The sequence below is a fragment of the Streptomyces sp. NPDC028907 genome (assembly GCF_055564995.1).
Window position 1 is genome coordinate 702,020 of the sequence record NZ_JBVHVE010000003.1, and the last position, 15,213, is coordinate 717,232.

Consider the following 15,213-nt stretch of genomic DNA (forward strand, 5'->3'; position numbering starts at 1 on the left):
GACGCCGACCGCGCCGGTAGCGGGCCGTACGGGCGGTCGCCCCCGTCACCCCCGTCGGGGGCGGCCGCTCAGCGGACGAGGTCAGCGAGCGGGACACCGATTGCGGAGGCAATCTCCAGCAAGGTGTCCAACGTCGGATTGGCCAGACCGGCCTCGATGTCCTGGTAGTAGCTGCGGTTCATCGGGATGGCGAGGAAGACGGCCTCTTGGGTGAGGTCGTGGTGCAGGCGGGCGTCGCGGATGGCCCGTCCGATGCGCATGCGGTCGTGGAGCCAGGGGTCGTCGGTCGGGTCTTGAGGCACTCGACAAACGCTCTGACCTGCGTGAATATTAGTCAGCCTGGCCTCACCAGGCTTTTTACGATCTTGAAGCCTTGGGAGCACTCGTGGGCGTTACGTAACCGTCGTGTGGTCCCTGTGCAAAAGCGCCAGTTCACACCGTTGGCCCGAACTGTGTGAGACAGGCTGGGGCACATGCCCGCGTGGCATGCCATCCCCCAGCGAGAACGGATGACGCGGGGCGTACCTCTGTCCGCCAGAACGCGTCATCCTGTGCTCTGACTCGGTCAGAGCAAGCCGCCCCACCCCCTGACCGGGGTGGGGCGGTTTACGTTTGTACGAGCGACCCCCGCCGACGTACTCGGCGGGGGTCGCCGCCTACGGGCCGGGTCTCCCCACCCGGGGGCCGTAGGTGACGACGAGCCTCTGTCTGGCGTGTGAGGGGAGTCACGCCGTCCTCGTCCCGCTTGGCAGCCTAAGAGACCTGCCACAGCGATCAAGTCCCCCGGAAGAGTGATGCCAAAACGATGATCACGCGGGGTTGTGGACGCTATGCGGACTCTGATCATGAAAACGCCCTCCGGAAACGAGTCCCGGAGGGCGTCTGACCTGCTGTGGAGCCTAGGGGAGTCGAACCCCTGACATCTGCCATGCAAAGACAGCGCTCTACCAACTGAGCTAAGGCCCCGGAAGAGGAGCATCCAGCCGGAAGAACCGCGTACCGGCGGGCGCCGCAGACCAGAGTACCGGGTCGCCCCCCGTATCTCGCAAAAAGATTGGGGGTCCCGGTGAACGACCACTCTCCGTAAGATGCTCGGCGTGGTTCGCTACAGCGAACCGCAGTTTTTGGGGAAGCGATGGGGAGACGCAATGGACGCCGCACAGCAGGAAGCCACCGCAAGAGCGCGGGATCTGCAGCGGAACTGGTACGGGGAGCCGCTGGGGACGCTCTTCCGTAGGCTCATCGACGATCTTGGTCTCAACCAGGCTCGTCTCGCGGGGGTACTGGGACTGTCCGCACCGATGCTGTCGCAGCTGATGAGTGGTCAGCGGGCGAAGATCGGCAATCCCGCCGTGGTCCAGCGGGTGCAGCTGCTGCAGGACCTGGCGGGGCAGGTCGCGGACGGCAGCGTGAGCGCGGCCGAGGCGACCGAGCGCATGGACGAGATCAAGAAGTCGCAGGGGGGATCGGTGCTCAGCAACACCACACAGACGACGAACAGTTCGGGAGCGCCCACGGTCAAGCGGGTGGTCCGGGAGATCCAGTCGCTGCTGCGCTCGGTCGCGGCCGCGGGGGACATCATCGAGGCTGCGGACACCCTCGCCTCCAGCCACCCGGAACTGGCAGAGTTCCTCCGGGTGTACGGCGCGGGCCGCACCTCCGACGCGGTCGCGCACTACCAGTCCCACCAGAACTGACCCCGAGGCCCGGTCGCCGAAGGGGGTTCGGCGACCGGGCCGACGGCCCCACGTTCCGCAAGGACGCGGATGCGTCAGCGAGGGGGAGTCGTATCGCTCGTCGAGGGGGAAGCAAGGGGGTAGCCGAAGGGGGAGGAGCGACGCACAGCCATGGGTGAGGTCTTCGCCGGCCGGTACGAACTGGTCGACCCGATCGGACGCGGCGGCGTAGGTGCCGTCTGGCGTGCCTGGGACCACCGGCGCCGCCGGTATGTGGCCGCCAAGGTGCTCCAGCAGAGCGACGCGCACTCACTGCTGCGGTTCGTCCGCGAACAGGCCCTCCGGATCGATCACCCCCATGTGCTCGCGCCGGCCAGCTGGGCCGCCGACGACGACAAGGTCCTGTTCACCATGGACCTGGTGGCCGGCGGCTCGCTGGTCCATCTCGTAGGGGACTACGGCCCCTTGGCGCCTTCTTTCGTCTGTACGCTCCTCGACCAACTCCTCGCCGGACTGGCCGCGGTGCACGCGGAGGGCGTCGTCCACCGTGACATCAAGCCCGCCAACCTGCTTCTGGAAGCCACCGGCACGGCGCGTCCGCGGCTGCGTCTGTCCGACTTCGGCATCGCCATGCGGCTGGGCGAGCCGCGACTGACCGAGACCAACCTCGTGGTGGGCACCCCCGGCTATCTCGCGCCCGAGCAACTCATGGGCGCGGAACCGGACTTCCCCGCCGATCTGTTCGCCGTGGGTCTTGTCGCCGTGTACCTGCTGGAGGGCGCCAAGCCTGATGTGAAGGCACTCGTCCAGTACTTCGCGGATCACGGTACGCCCGGTGCGCCCAAGGGGATTCCCGAACCGCTCTGGCAGGTCGTGGCGTCGCTGTTGCAGCCGGATCCTCACGCGCGGTTCCGCACGGCCACGGGGGCGCGCAAGGCGCTCGCCTCGGCCGCCGAGCTTTTGCCGGAACCCGGCCCGGACGACGAGCTCATCGAGATCTTCGACCAAATCGGACCCATGCCCACTGGGTTCGGTCCGGACGGGCCGCTCCAACGGGCGCCGGGCGTCGAGGAGAGCACGGCTGGCCGGCGCCGGTTCGGCACGAACGCGGGCTCGGTGGGGGCGGCCAACTCCGGTTCCCTGCATACGGATAGTGGGGTGGTGGCCGACGCCGCCGGCTCGGGCTCCGGCTCCGGCTCCGGGACAGCAGGCACCGGTTCGGGCATCGCGCCGAGCGATCCGCGCCAGGGCGTGGCCGGGCCGCCCCCGGCTTCCCGGGAGTCGTCCGTCCCCTCGCAGACCGGCGGCACGGACGGGCCCCTGAGCATGTCGGACACCGGCAGCTTCCACCTGCCGCCCCCTCAGGACACCGTCTCCTCCGCGCGACCTCAAACACCCCCGCCCCCGCCGCCCCGGGCCCCGGCGCAGGCCCAGCCAGATCAGGCACACCAAGGCGCCCAGCACCACTTCACCCACGCCTCCCCCTACGACACCACCCACGTCCTGTCCTCCCCCCGGCCGCACGCACCGCAGTACCCGCCTCAGCCTCCGACGCCGGTGCAACACCAACGCGTCGATGCCTCTACTGCTTCGTACACCGCTCAGAGCCCGCAGGTTCCACCTTCGGCGCCCTCAATTCCGCAGCCGCACCGCCGCGGCGGCCACCGCGCCGCCCGCCGCCTCGCGCGCCGGCGTCCCGGCCCGCCCGCGAAGGTCGCCGTACCACTGTTGCTGCTGGCGCTGGCCTGCTACGCCGTGGGTTTCTGGGCGCTGGCCCGCATCTGAGCCCGCTGCTGCGCCGACGGTGCCCCGGCCGCGTCCTGCGCTGCCCGGGCCGTTTCTACAGAACCGCAGCTCTCCGCCGAGCCACCACCGTCCACACCCCCAGCACCACCAGCACCACAGTCCCCGTGCCGATCCCGCTCACCGCGAGCACGGTCATCGCAGAGTCCCCGCCGCCGGCGGCCCCGCCCGCCGCGGCGGCCGCCTGATCGGCGCCGGGGCCGGCCTGCCCGATCCGGAAGAGGCCCTCGGGCTCGGACTCCCCCGCATAGCCGGGACCGGCCCGCGACGCGCCCTCCACTCGCACGCGCAACGTCAGTCGGAACGGTCCCTCGCCGTACTTCTCGGCGACCTCGGCCGCGAGGCTCACCACGAGGTAGTAGGAACCGGCGAACCGCATCCCGTTGAGCGGGTCGGGCACGGCATACCGGTTCTCGTAGGCGACCGGCGGCAGGGCGTCGAGTTCTGCGGACTTCTGGCGGCCGTCGTAGGTGGCGCTCGCCTCGTCGACGAAGCCGTGCACGGGGTTGTAGAGCGAGAGGTTCAGGGCGCCGCCCGCGGAGCCCTCGCCGCTGTTCGAGCTGCCCAGTTCGGCGGTGGCGTTCAGCCGGCGCCCCCAGTCGAGCGGCAGCTTGTAGAAGAGCGTCCGGCCGGGCTCGATGTCGGAGCGCCAGACGCCGTTGTCGATGGTTGCCGCCGAGGCGAAGCCGGAGCCACCCTCGCGCCGGGTGGCGTCGCCGGTGAGGGGTGTCGGCGGGGCGGAGTTCCAGTCCTCGGGGGCTTGTGTCGCGCCGGTCTGCTTCAGGGCGGGCTCCGTGACGGCGAAGAGCTCCAGGTCCCAGGTGTCCGGCACGGAAGTCACCGTACTGACACGCTCGAGGACCACGTAATAGGTGCCCTTGGTCGCGCAGCGGGTCGGCTTGACGGAGATCTCACGTCCGGCCCACGTCGCGAGCGGGCGGGCGGTGCGGACGATGCCGAAGGACTCCCTGTCGGAGGAGCAGGTATGGCCGTCGGAGTCCTCCACGGAGATGCTGATGCCGTCGCCCGAGCGGATGGTGCTGCCGGCAGCGGGGACGGCCGTCGCGGACACGTACGCGTCCGAGGCGGCGTCGAGTTCGAGGCTGTAGTAGATCGCTCCGTCGCTCGGCAGGGAGCTGCGGTACGTCCTGCCCGGTGTGAGAGGTGCGGCGTCCGCCGAGCCCGTCGCTCCCGGGACGAACTGTGCGTCCGGCGTGAAGGCGTAGGGGCTGGGCGTTCCGGCCGCGAGCGCGGCTCCGCCCGGCAGGACGGCAGTCATGCACAGCAGCAGTCCCCCTACGACGGCCACGCGCGCGCGTGCCGCGGGACGACCGCGCCGCACCCTCGCCCGGCGCCACCACGCCGTACGCCGCCGCCTCATCACGCGCCACCCCTCGTCGCCGTCGGACCATGGACCGTCGCCCATCCTGCCCAGCCGGGCCGCCCGCCACCCACGCAATCCGTACGACCGTCCGAAACGCCCGGCTGTAAGGTGTCCGCGCCTCTCCCGCAACTCGAGCCGTGACGCTCCGCGCCGCCGCCGCACGAGTGGCCCGAGCTGACAAGTGGGGGTTCCCGGGCACACAAAACCCCGACCGCTTGGCGGCCGGGGTCTGCTTCAGATTCCGATGTGGTGACTCACGAACCCGTGGGCACGGAGTCAGTCGCCTCCGTCCACAGATCCTGCTCGGCGCGATCCGCCTGGATCTGGCGGTACACGAGGAGCCCGCCGATGGCGGCCAGTGCGACCAGGAGAAGCTTCTTCACCGCGCGACCTCGTCTTTCCTTGACGTAGGGGACCTCTGGCGCCCGACTATACACACCGACCGATATCGATCGGTGACCTGCGTCCGGGCTCAACTGCCCTCCGGAACACCGCAGTAGAAGCGGACCGTGTCGCTCCGATCGGAGGGTGATCACACCTCGACAGAGGGTGACTTCGCTCCCCTTCCTCCACGTTTCCGCGCTCTTCTACTTTCTTGCGCCCATTCGAGTGTTGTTCATCTGAAGATCGACGCGTCATGGGCGTTGGTCCATGACTTCTCGGCCCCCATACACATCATGAGGAAAGTACGCAAATCGCCCAACCTGAAAGTGAGGGGCCATGACCAGGAACAAGGTCATGAAGCTGTGGACCGCCATTGTCTCCGCCTTCCTCGCGCTGTTCTCGGCGCTCGGATTCGTCTCGACCTCCGCTGCCGCGGCCGTACCGCACACCGAGACGACTCGCAAGAGCGGCAGCGACGACAGCGACCGCAACGCCGAGCTGACGGTGCCGGCGATGCCTCACTGGGCCTGGTCCTACGCCAGGGCGCTGCCCCCCACCATGAAGCAGCGCATCCGGGCCGAGGCCCACGGCAAGACCCCCAGCTGCCGCCACCGCCCGCTCACGGACACGGAAGCGGCCATGTCCGACTCGGCCACCCGCGAGTGCGCCCACGCCGGCTCCCCGGCTCAACCGCTCGTCCCACACCAGCGTTGAACCGACGGCTCGCCCCCTGAGCCGTCCCCCTTTGACCCTCTGTGCAATGCCTGTTGATTGTGCTCAGTACCGTTTGTGACAACGGCCCCCAGGGCGTGCTTCACCCTGCTTCGACGATGTGCCGCAGATAGGCCCATGGATCGTTGAGGTAACGCCTCCAGTGGTCGACGAGTTCCAGATCCCGCCAGTCGGCGGGACGCATTCCGTGGTCGCCCACCTCGATGATCTCGGCGCCTGGCAGCGCCGTCAGCACGGGTGAGTGCGTGGCGCAGACGATCTGTGCACCGGAACGCCCCAGCTCATGCAGATGTCCGACGAGTTGAAGACAGGAAGCGAAGGACAGCGCGGCCTCCGGTTCGTCCAAGACGTACAGCCCAGGCTCCTGAAACCGCTCGCGGAAGGCCATCAGAAAGCCCTCGCCGTGGCTCATCTCGTCCGCGGCCCCGGACAGCCTTCCCGTCTCCTGTTCCCGGCCCAGCGCGTCCAGCGCCGTCTCCGCCCGCAGAAAGAAGCCTCTGCGTCGCGTCCGAGGCCCGCGCAGCATCCGACGCCCGGCCGCCGTCGCCTCGAACCGTATCCGGCCGCCCAGCATCGACGGCTCACGCCGGCTCGCGTACTTGTAGCCCGCGGATCCGCCCCAGGAGTCCAGGCCGAACCCCTCCGCCAGCGCCTCTACGAGCGTCGACTTGCCCGAGCCGTTCTCCCCCACCAGGAACGTGACCGGCGCGGTGAACGTCAGGCCGTCCTCCAGCAACTGCCGCACGCACGGCACCGACCACGGCCACTGGCTGCCTTCCCCCAGCTCGCCCTCGGCGACATGCGCGTATGCCCGTTCGACGATCATGCCGCCAGGCTCTCATCCGGCACTGACAACCGCGCCGGTCGATCCTTCACTGCCGCCGTTGGGCGAGGACACAGAACTCGTTGCCCTCGGGGTCTTCCATGACCACCCATGACTGTTCGCCCTGGCCGATGTCCACGCGCTTCGCACCGACGGCCTCCAGGCGGGCCACCTCGGCGTCCTGGTCATCGGGCACGAAGTCGAGATGCAGCCGGCTCTTGGCCTTCTTGCTCTCCCGCAACAGGACGAACTCCAGCCCCGGCGAACGATCCGGCTCCGGGCGGATCGCGAACTCCACGTCAGACGCGTGGACCACGACCCAGCCGAGCGCCTCGGCCCACCACTGCCCCAACGCCGCCGGATCCGCCGAGTGAACGACTACGTGTCGCCATTCCAAGGTCATCCGGGGAGTCTAGGCCGACCGGGAGTTCGACACTCGTCGAACGGGGGGGCAGCCGTGCACGCGAAAGACCCCCAACCATGATCGGCTGGGGGTCTTCTCGAATGTGGGGCTAACAGGATTTGAACCTGTGGCCTCATCCTTATCAGGGATGCGCTCTAACCAACTGAGCTATAGCCCCGCCGCGCTCTGCGGTGTGTCCCGCGCGCTGACTCCTGAAGATTAGCGCACGACCGGGGCAGTCCCAAAATCGGTTGTCGGGGGACCGTCAGCCGCGGTTCAGCCGCAGGTCACTCGTCCTCGGCCAGCGTCAGCTCGACGCCGCCCACGAAGCCGGCGGACAGGTTGTAGATGAACGCGCCCAGTGTCGCCAGCGCCGTCGCGAGGACGACGTCGATGACCGCGATGATCGACGTGAACATCAGGACGTGCGGCAGGGACAGGAAGGACTGCAGGTCGAAGCCGTTCGACTCGTTCGAGCCGGTGGCCTCGGAGATCGTGCCTCCGACCGTCGAGAAGACGCCCATCGCGTCCATCACCATCCACAGCACCGCGGACGCGACGATCGTGCAGATGCCCAGGGCGATGGAGAGCAGGAAGCTGACCTTCATCACCGACCACGGGTCGGCCTTGGCCACCCGCAGGCGTGCCTTGCGGGTGCGGGGCGTCGTGCTGGCCCCCGTGCGCGGCCGGCGTACCGCGCTCGCCGGAGCGGGCGTCTGGTAGGCCTGCGGCGGGTGGTAGGGCCCGGCGGCGGGCTGCTGTTCCTGCCGTTCCCCGGGCAGCGGCGACGCGGACGGCGCCGCGGCCGGCTGCTGCGCCCCTGTGGGTGCCGGCTGCGGCTGGGCGCCGGGACGGGCCGAGCCCGCACCGGCCGCGTACTGCTGGGGCTGCGGGCCCCGGCCGTCCGTCACGGTTCCCCCCTGGGTCCCAGCGCCTGACGAGGGCGAGTCCTTCGCGGGCGACTTGATCGCCTTCAGCTGCGTGGTGTGCGTGTCCGTCGCACGCGCGGCGGAGCCACGGCCTCCGCCGTCCGCCTCCTTACCGGCCGTAGAACCGGTGGGGGTTCCGGACGATCCGGCGCCCGTGGCTCCGCTCACGATGACTCACTCCTCGTGCTACTCGGCCGAGGGCGCCTCACCCTCGTCCGTGCCGATGGTCGCGGCGGCATCCTCGGCGGTCTCGTCGACGGCCACATCGCCGTCGACCTCCTCCGCCTCGCGTCCCGCCTCGGCGTTACGTGCGATGCCCACGACGGCATCGCGCTTGCCCAGGTTGATCAGTTGGACGCCCATGGTGTCACGGCCCGTCTCCCTGACCTCGTTGACTCGCGTACGAATCACACCGCCGCCCAGCGTGATGGCGAGGATCTCGTCGGTCTCCTCGACCACCAGCGCACCGACGAGCGAGCCACGGTCCTCGACGATCTTGGCGGCCTTGATACCGAGGCCACCGCGACCCTGGACGCGGTACTCGTCGACGGGGGTCCGCTTCGCGTACCCGCCGTCGGTGGCAGTGAACACGAACGTACCGGTTCGAACAACATTCATCGAGAGCAGCTCGTCGCCCTCGCGGAAGCTCATGCCCTTGACGCCGGAGGTGGCGCGGCCCATGGGGCGCAGCGACTCGTCCGTGGCCGTGAACCTGATCGACTGTGCCTTCTTGCTGATCAGAAGCAGATCGTCGTCGGCCGAGACGAGTTCGGCGCCGATCAGTTCGTCGTCGGAACCGTCCTCCCGTTCACGGAGGTTGATCGCGATGACACCGCCGGAGCGCGGCGAATCGTAATCCTTCAGAGGCGTCTTCTTCACCAGACCCGCCTTCGTGGCGAGCACCAGGTACGGCGCCGCCTCGTAGTCGCGGATCGCGAGGATCTCGGCGATCGCCTCGTCCGGCTGGAAGGCGAGCAGGTTCGCGACGTGCTGCCCGCGCGCGTCACGCCCGGCGTCGGGAAGCTCGTACGCCTTCGCCCGGTACACCCGGCCCTTGTTGGTGAAGAACAGCAGCCAGTGGTGCGTCGTCGAGACGAAGAAGTGGTCGACGATGTCGTCTTCCTTCAGCTTCGTGCCGCGTACGCCCTTGCCGCCGCGCTTCTGCGCGCGGTAGTCGACGGTCTTGGTGCGCTTGACGTAACCGCCGCGCGAGACCGTGACGACGATGTCCTCCTCGGCGATCAGGTCCTCGATGGACATGTCGCCGTCGTAGGGCACCAGCATGGTCTTGCGGTCGTCGCCGTACTTCTCGACGATCGCGGCGAGTTCCGCGCTGACGATGCCCCGCTGGCGGACCGGCGAGGCCAGGATCTCGTTGTACTCGGTGATCTTCGCCTGGAGCTCGTCGTGCTCCTGGATGATCTTCTGGCGCTCCAGGGCGGCCAGTCGGCGCAGCTGCATCTCGAGGATGGCGTTGGCCTGGATCTCGTCGATCTCCAGGAGCTCCATCAGGCCCCCGCGCGCGATCTCGACGGTGTCACTGCGCCGGATCAGCGCGATGACCTCGTCGATGGCGTCCAGGGCCTTCAGCAGGCCGCGCAGGATGTGCGCCCGCTCCTCGGCCTTGCGCAGCCGGAACTTCGTACGGCGGACGATGACCTCGATCTGGTGCGTCACCCAGTGGCGGATGAACGCGTCCAGGGAGAGGGTGCGCGGGACGCCGTCGACGAGCGCCAGCATGTTGGCGCCGAAGTTCGTCTGCAGGTCCGTGTGCTTGTAGAGGTTATTAAGTACGACCTTGGCGACCGCGTCCCTCTTGAGCACGATGACGAGGCGCTGACCGGTGCGGGACGACGTCTCGTCGCGGACGTCCGCGATGCCGCCGATCTTGCCGTCCTTCACCAGGTCGGCGATCTTCTGCGCGAGGTTGTCGGGGTTGACCTGGTAGGGCAGCTCCGTGACCACCAGGCACTGGCGGTTCTGGATCTCCTCGACCTCGACGACCGCGCGCATGGTGATCGAGCCGCGGCCGGTCCGGTAGGCCTCTTCGATGCCCTTACGGCCCACCACAAGGGCGCCCGTCGGGAAGTCGGGGCCCTTGATGCGCTCGATGAGGGCGTCGAGGAGCTCCTCGTGCGAGGCCTCCGGGTTCTCCAGGTACCACTGGGCGCCGGCCGCGACCTCGCGCAGGTTGTGCGGCGGGATGTTGGTCGCCATGCCGACCGCGATGCCGGCCGAGCCGTTGATCAGCAGGTTCGGGAAGCGGGCCGGCAGGACGGTCGGCTCCTGGGAGCGGCCGTCGTAGTTGTCCGTGAAGTCGACGGTCTCCTCGTCGATGTCGCGGACCATCTCCATCGACAGCGGCGCCATCTTGCACTCGGTGTACCGCATGGCCGCCGCCGGGTCGTTGCCCGGAGAGCCGAAGTTGCCGTTGGAGTCGACGAGCGGCATGCGCATCGACCAGGGCTGGGCGAGGCGGACCAGGGCGTCGTAGATCGAGGAGTCGCCGTGGGGGTGGTAGTTGCCCATGACGTCGCCGACCACGCGCGCGCACTTGTAGAAGCCGCGCTCGGGGCGGTAGCCGCCGTCGTACATGGCGTACAGGACACGGCGGTGGACGGGCTTGAGGCCGTCGCGGACGTCCGGCAGGGCACGCGAGACGATGACGGACATCGCGTAGTCGAGGTACGAGCGCTGCATCTCCGTCTCGAGCCCGACGGGCTCGACACGCTGGGCGATGTCGCCGCCCTCGTCAGGCGTGACGGGAGTGTTGTCGTCGGTCATTGCTGGTGAAGATCCTTCCTGGTGCGGTCAGCTGAGACCGACTCAGATGTCGAGGAAGCGGACGTCCTTGGCGTTGCGCTGGATGAACTGGCGGCGTGCCTCGACGTCCTCGCCCATGAGGACCGAGAACAGGTCGTCGGCCTGGGCGGCGTCGTCCAGGGTGACCTGGCCGAGGACGCGGTGCTCCTGGTCCATGGTCGTGATGCGCAGTTCCTCGGCGTTCATCTCGCCGAGACCCTTGAATCGCTGGATCGAGTCCTCTCGGACGCGCTTGCCGCGCTGGCGGCCCATCTCCAGCAGCGCGTCGCGCTCGCGGTCGGAGTACGCGTACTCGACCTCGTCACGACCCCACTTGATCTTGTACAGCGGGGGACGGGACAGGAACACGTGCCCGGCCTCGACCAGCGGCCGCATGAAGCGGAACAGGAAGGTCAGCAGCAGGGTGTTGATGTGCTGGCCGTCGACGTCGGCGTCCGCCATCAGGATGATCTTGTGATAGCGGAGCTTCTCGATGTCGAAGTCCTCGTGGACTCCGGTGCCGAAGGCGGAGATCAGCGCCTGGATCTCCTGGTTCTGCAGGATCTTGTCGATCCGCGCCTTCTCGACGTTGAGGATCTTGCCTCGGATCGGGAGGATCGCCTGGTACTCCGGGTTGCGGCCGGACTTGGCCGAGCCACCGGCGGAGTCACCCTCGACGATGAAGATCTCGCACTTGATGGGGTCGTTCGACTGGCAGTCGGAGAGCTTGCCCGGCAGGGAGGCGGTCTCCAGCAGGCCCTTGCGACGCGTCAGGTCACGGGCCTTGCGGGCCGCCACGCGCGCGGTGGCCGCCTGGATGCCCTTGCGGATGATGTCCGCCGCCTCGTTCGGGTTGCGGTCCAGCCAGTCGTTGAGGTGCTCGTAGACGACCTTCTGGACGAAGGTCTTCACCTCGGTGTTGCCCAGCTTGGTCTTCGTCTGCCCCTCGAACTGCGGCTCGCTCAGCTTCACCGAGATGATCGCGGTCAGACCCTCGCGGATGTCGTCACCCGTGAGGTTGTCGTCCTTCTCGCGCAGCAGCTTCTTGTCACGCGCGTACTTGTTGATCAGCGAGGTCAGCGCGGCCCGGAAGCCCTCTTCGTGCGTACCGCCCTCGTGCGTGTGGATGATGTTCGCGAAGGAGTACACGCCCTCGGTGTAGCTGCTGTTCCACTGCATCGCGACTTCGAGGGAGAGGCTGCGCTCCTTGTCCTCGGCCTCGAGGTCGATGACGGTGGGGTGCACCACGTCTCCCTTGCGGGAGTTGAGGTACTTCACGAAGTCGACGATGCCGCCCTCGTAGTGGTAGTCGACCGACTTGACCTCAGCGCTCTCGTCCGCGCCCGCCTCGTCCGCGCCGGACGTCGCCTTGGCCGACTCCCGCTCATCAGTGAGTTTGATCCTCAAACCCTTGTTGAGGAACGCCATCTCCTGGAAGCGGCGCGAAAGCGTCTCGAAGGAGTAGTCGGTCGTCTCGAAGATGTCCGGGTCGGCCCAGAAGGTGACCGAGGTACCGTGCTCCTCCGTGGCCTCGTGCTTGGCCAGCGGGGCCGTCGGAACGCCGAGCTTGTAGTCCTGCGTCCAGCGGTAGCCGTCGGTCTTGACCTCGACGGCCACCTTGGTCGACAGGGCGTTCACGACGGAGACACCCACGCCGTGCAGACCGCCGGAGACCGCGTAGCCGCCGCCGCCGAACTTTCCGCCCGCGTGCAGCACGGTGAGCACGACCTCGACGGCCGGCTTGCCCTCGGAGGGCACGATGCCGACCGGAATGCCACGGCCGTTGTCCACCACCCGGACCCCGCCGTCGGGGAGGATCGTCACGTCGATGGTGTCCGCGTGGCCCGCCAGCGCCTCGTCGACGGAGTTGTCGACGACCTCCTGCACCAGGTGGTGCAGGCCGCGCTCGCCGGTCGAGCCGATGTACATACCGGGTCGCTTGCGGACCGCGTCCAGACCCTCGAGGACGGTGATGGCGCTGGCGTCGTACGAGGCGGTTACCTCGCCGTTCGACGAGATCGCCTCGGCGTCGGTGGACGGGATGTTCTCGTTGGGGTTGCCGGAATCGGCCACGAAGCGCCCTTTCTGGCACAGCACGAGCCAGGCTCGTCGGCGGGTTGCCGGAGCGGCTGCGGCATGTTGCGTTGGTAAGCCTTGATCAGCGTTGCTCAGCTTTTCCCGGACGGTCCCCACGTTTGGGGCGGGATTGGCTTCCAGTCTACCGGTTGCGCCGACAGTGATGGGGGTTTGCCGGTACCTGAGTCCGCATGTGCCGCCCTGAACCCGGCTCGGCCGACTCCCGATATACGGATGGGGGCTCCAAGAGGCTCAGGGAGCCACTCAGCGCTTCCAGGCGTCAACCCTTGGCTACTTAGGAGTCAGGTCGCGATTCGCAACCGCGTGCGGTGGTGCGACGAGCAGGTCGCCGACCGCGCTCCGGGACCGTCGGCAACTGCTGATGTGATGTCGGTCACCTGTGCCTGACGAGGCGTCGGGGACTGCGGTGACGGCCCCTCGACAGGCCCGGCACACCCTCCACGGACAGCCCGATCACGCCTGCCCGGCACCCGTCACCCGTAGGTGTCACCGGGCCCCGTGCTGCCGGGCGCACGCAACGGGCCGTACCGGCGGGCGGGGCCGCCCGGCCCCTGCACCTTGATCTGCCGCACCGCGCCATGGCCGAGGTCCTCGTTGAGACGGGCCACCAGGGTCGGGGCGAGCAGCCGCAGATTCGTCGCCCAGGCCGTCGAGTCGCAGCGCACGACCAGGACCCGCTCGTCCTCGTCGTACTTCTCCGGCACACAGTGCTTCGCGACGTCCTCACCGACGATCTGCGGCCAACGGCCCATCACACCGCCCACCGCAGCCGGGGCCTCCCAGCCCCGCTCGGTGATCAAGCGGTTAATGGCAGCGCCGAGCGCCAAGGGGTCGCGGCCGTCGGCACGCGCGCCCGAGCGCAACCCCCCACGCCGCGCCTGCTTCTTCTGCTGCGCCGCGTCCCCACGCGCGCGTGCCTGCTCCTTGGCCGCCCTGAGCGCCACGCGCGCGAGGTCGACGCCGGAGGGCTCCGGAGCCTTCTTGGCGGCGTCCGGGGCCTTCTCGGACGGGTTCTCGCTCATACGCGCTCCACCGCCCCCTCGGCCACCGCGTACCGCGCCCCCGCCAACACATGCGGCACGTCGTCGTCGACCGCGGCCGTCACCAGGACCTGCTCAGCGGGCGCGACCAGCTCGGCCAGCCGCTCACGACGCCGGGCGTCCAGCTCGGCGAAGACATCGTCGAGGACCAGCACCGGCTCGTTGCCCTCGGCCCGCAACAGGTCGTACGAGGCCAGCCGCAGCGCCAGCGCGTACGACCAGGACTCGCCGTGCGAGGCGTACCCCTTGGCGGGCAACTGACCGAGTTTGAGAAGCAAATCGTCCCGATGAGGGCCTACGAGGGTGACACCACGCTCGATCTCCTGCTTACGGGCCTCGGCGAGCGCCGCCATCAGCTGCTCGAAGAGATCCTCGCGCGTGTGCGCCTCGCCGGGAGCAGACGGCTTGTACTCCAGCAAGACCGGACCGCCGCCCGGCGCCAGCTGCTCGTACGCCTTGTCGGCCAGCGGCTGGATCGCGGCGACCAGATCGAGACGCTGGGCGAGCAGCTCGGCGCCCGCGCGCGCCAGGTGCTGGTCCCAGACGTCGAGAGTGGACAGGTCCATGGAACGCCCGCCGTGCCGACGGGCCAGCGCGGCCGACTTCAGCAGGGTGTTGCGCTGCTTCAGCACCCGCTCGTAGTCGGAGCGAACGCCGGCCATGCGCGGGGAGCGGGCGGTGATCAGCTCGTCGAGGAACCGGCGCCGCTCCCCGGGATCGCCCTTCACCAGGGCGAGATCCTCCGGCGCGAACAGGACGGTCCGTACGATGCCGAGCACGTCACGGGGCCTGACCTGCGAGGACCGGTTGATGCGAGCCCGGTTTGCCCTGCCGGGGTTCAGCTCCAGCTCGACCAGTTGCTGCCGGTCGCCCTGGCGTACCTGCGCCCGGATGATCGCCTGGTCGGCACCCATGCGGACCAGCGGGGCGTCGGAGGCGACACGATGGCTGCCGAGGGTCGCGAGGTAGCCGACCGCCTCGACGAGATTGGTCTTGCCCTGGCCGTTGGGGCCCACGAAAGCGGTGACGCCCGGGTCGAGCGGAACTTCGACCCGGGCGTACGAGCGGAAGTCGGCCAGCGACAGATGCGTGACGTGCATGGTCGTTCGCCGACCTCCCCCAACGTGTGGTTCAACCTTC

13 protein-coding genes and 2 tRNA genes are annotated in these 15,213 nt (G+C 68.8%); 3 read left to right on the plus strand and 12 right to left on the minus strand.

Features of this window, described 5'->3' with window-relative positions; all coding sequences use genetic code 11:
* Window positions 1–68: 68 nt before the first annotated feature.
* Window positions 69–302 (minus strand): helix-turn-helix domain-containing protein, encoded by a 234-nt coding sequence (locus ACZ4UU_RS12450; protein ID WP_468039079.1) that lies wholly within the window; start codon window positions 300–302, stop codon window positions 69–71.
* A gap of 591 nt (window positions 303–893) precedes the next feature.
* A tRNA-Ala gene (locus ACZ4UU_RS12455) sits at window positions 894–966 on the minus strand.
* A 182-nt stretch (window positions 967–1,148) separates the two neighbouring features.
* Between ACZ4UU_RS12455 and ACZ4UU_RS12460 the strand changes: the two genes are divergently transcribed.
* Together ACZ4UU_RS12460 and ACZ4UU_RS12465 are read left to right on the plus strand one after the other, a co-directional pair.
* Window positions 1,149–1,697 carry a helix-turn-helix domain-containing protein gene (locus ACZ4UU_RS12460; RefSeq protein ID WP_468039081.1) on the plus strand — a complete coding sequence of 183 codons (549 nt, stop codon included), beginning with the start codon at window positions 1,149–1,151 and terminating at the stop codon, window positions 1,695–1,697.
* A gap of 150 nt (window positions 1,698–1,847) precedes the next feature.
* On the plus strand, window positions 1,848–3,461 hold the full coding sequence (locus ACZ4UU_RS12465) for a serine/threonine-protein kinase (protein WP_468039083.1): 1,614 nt from the start codon (window positions 1,848–1,850) through the stop codon (window positions 3,459–3,461).
* Window positions 3,462–3,516: 55 nt separating this feature from the next.
* Here ACZ4UU_RS12465 and ACZ4UU_RS12470 read toward each other — a convergent pair whose 3' ends face one another.
* Together ACZ4UU_RS12470 and ACZ4UU_RS12475 are read right to left on the minus strand one after the other, a co-directional pair.
* Window positions 3,517–4,758: a hypothetical protein gene (locus tag ACZ4UU_RS12470; protein WP_468039085.1), complete on the minus strand. Its 1,242-nt coding sequence runs from the start codon at window positions 4,756–4,758 to the stop codon at window positions 3,517–3,519.
* A gap of 359 nt (window positions 4,759–5,117) precedes the next feature.
* Complete coding sequence (locus ACZ4UU_RS12475; RefSeq protein WP_003999697.1) at window positions 5,118–5,246, minus strand: DLW-39 family protein; 129 nt, start codon at window positions 5,244–5,246, stop codon at window positions 5,118–5,120.
* A 337-nt stretch (window positions 5,247–5,583) separates the two neighbouring features.
* Here ACZ4UU_RS12475 and ACZ4UU_RS12480 point away from each other — a divergent pair, with 337 nt between their 5' ends.
* Complete coding sequence (locus ACZ4UU_RS12480; protein WP_383449687.1) at window positions 5,584–5,961, plus strand: DUF6344 domain-containing protein; 378 nt, start codon at window positions 5,584–5,586, stop codon at window positions 5,959–5,961.
* A 100-nt stretch (window positions 5,962–6,061) separates the two neighbouring features.
* Here ACZ4UU_RS12480 and ACZ4UU_RS12485 read toward each other — a convergent pair whose 3' ends face one another.
* The 8 genes from ACZ4UU_RS12485 to recF form a co-directional block, all read right to left on the minus strand.
* The gene (locus ACZ4UU_RS12485; protein WP_468039087.1) at window positions 6,062–6,805 is read right to left on the minus strand and encodes an AAA family ATPase; all 744 of its coding nucleotides are present in this window, start codon (window positions 6,803–6,805) and stop codon (window positions 6,062–6,064) included.
* A 46-nt stretch (window positions 6,806–6,851) separates the two neighbouring features.
* Window positions 6,852–7,205: a VOC family protein gene (locus ACZ4UU_RS12490; protein ID WP_468039089.1), complete on the minus strand. Its 354-nt coding sequence runs from the start codon at window positions 7,203–7,205 to the stop codon at window positions 6,852–6,854.
* A gap of 104 nt (window positions 7,206–7,309) precedes the next feature.
* Window positions 7,310–7,383 (minus strand) — tRNA-Ile (locus ACZ4UU_RS12495).
* A gap of 109 nt (window positions 7,384–7,492) precedes the next feature.
* Window positions 7,493–8,302, minus strand: a complete 810-nt coding sequence (locus ACZ4UU_RS12500) for a DUF3566 domain-containing protein (protein WP_468039091.1) — start codon at window positions 8,300–8,302, stop codon at window positions 7,493–7,495.
* 18 nt (window positions 8,303–8,320) lie between these two features.
* The gene (gyrA, locus tag ACZ4UU_RS12505) at window positions 8,321–10,918 is read right to left on the minus strand and encodes a DNA gyrase subunit A (protein ID WP_468039093.1); all 2,598 of its coding nucleotides are present in this window, start codon (window positions 10,916–10,918) and stop codon (window positions 8,321–8,323) included.
* A 42-nt stretch (window positions 10,919–10,960) separates the two neighbouring features.
* Complete coding sequence (gene gyrB, locus ACZ4UU_RS12510; protein WP_468039095.1) at window positions 10,961–13,033, minus strand: DNA topoisomerase (ATP-hydrolyzing) subunit B; 2,073 nt, start codon at window positions 13,031–13,033, stop codon at window positions 10,961–10,963.
* Window positions 13,034–13,506: 473 nt separating this feature from the next.
* On the minus strand, window positions 13,507–14,055 hold the full coding sequence (locus ACZ4UU_RS12515) for a DciA family protein (protein ID WP_217212318.1): 549 nt from the start codon (window positions 14,053–14,055) through the stop codon (window positions 13,507–13,509).
* On the minus strand, window positions 14,052–15,173 hold the full coding sequence (gene recF / locus ACZ4UU_RS12520; protein WP_468039097.1) for a DNA replication/repair protein RecF: 1,122 nt from the start codon (window positions 15,171–15,173) through the stop codon (window positions 14,052–14,054). Before recF ends, ACZ4UU_RS12515 begins: the two co-directional genes overlap by 4 nt.
* Window positions 15,174–15,213 lie beyond the last annotated feature (40 nt).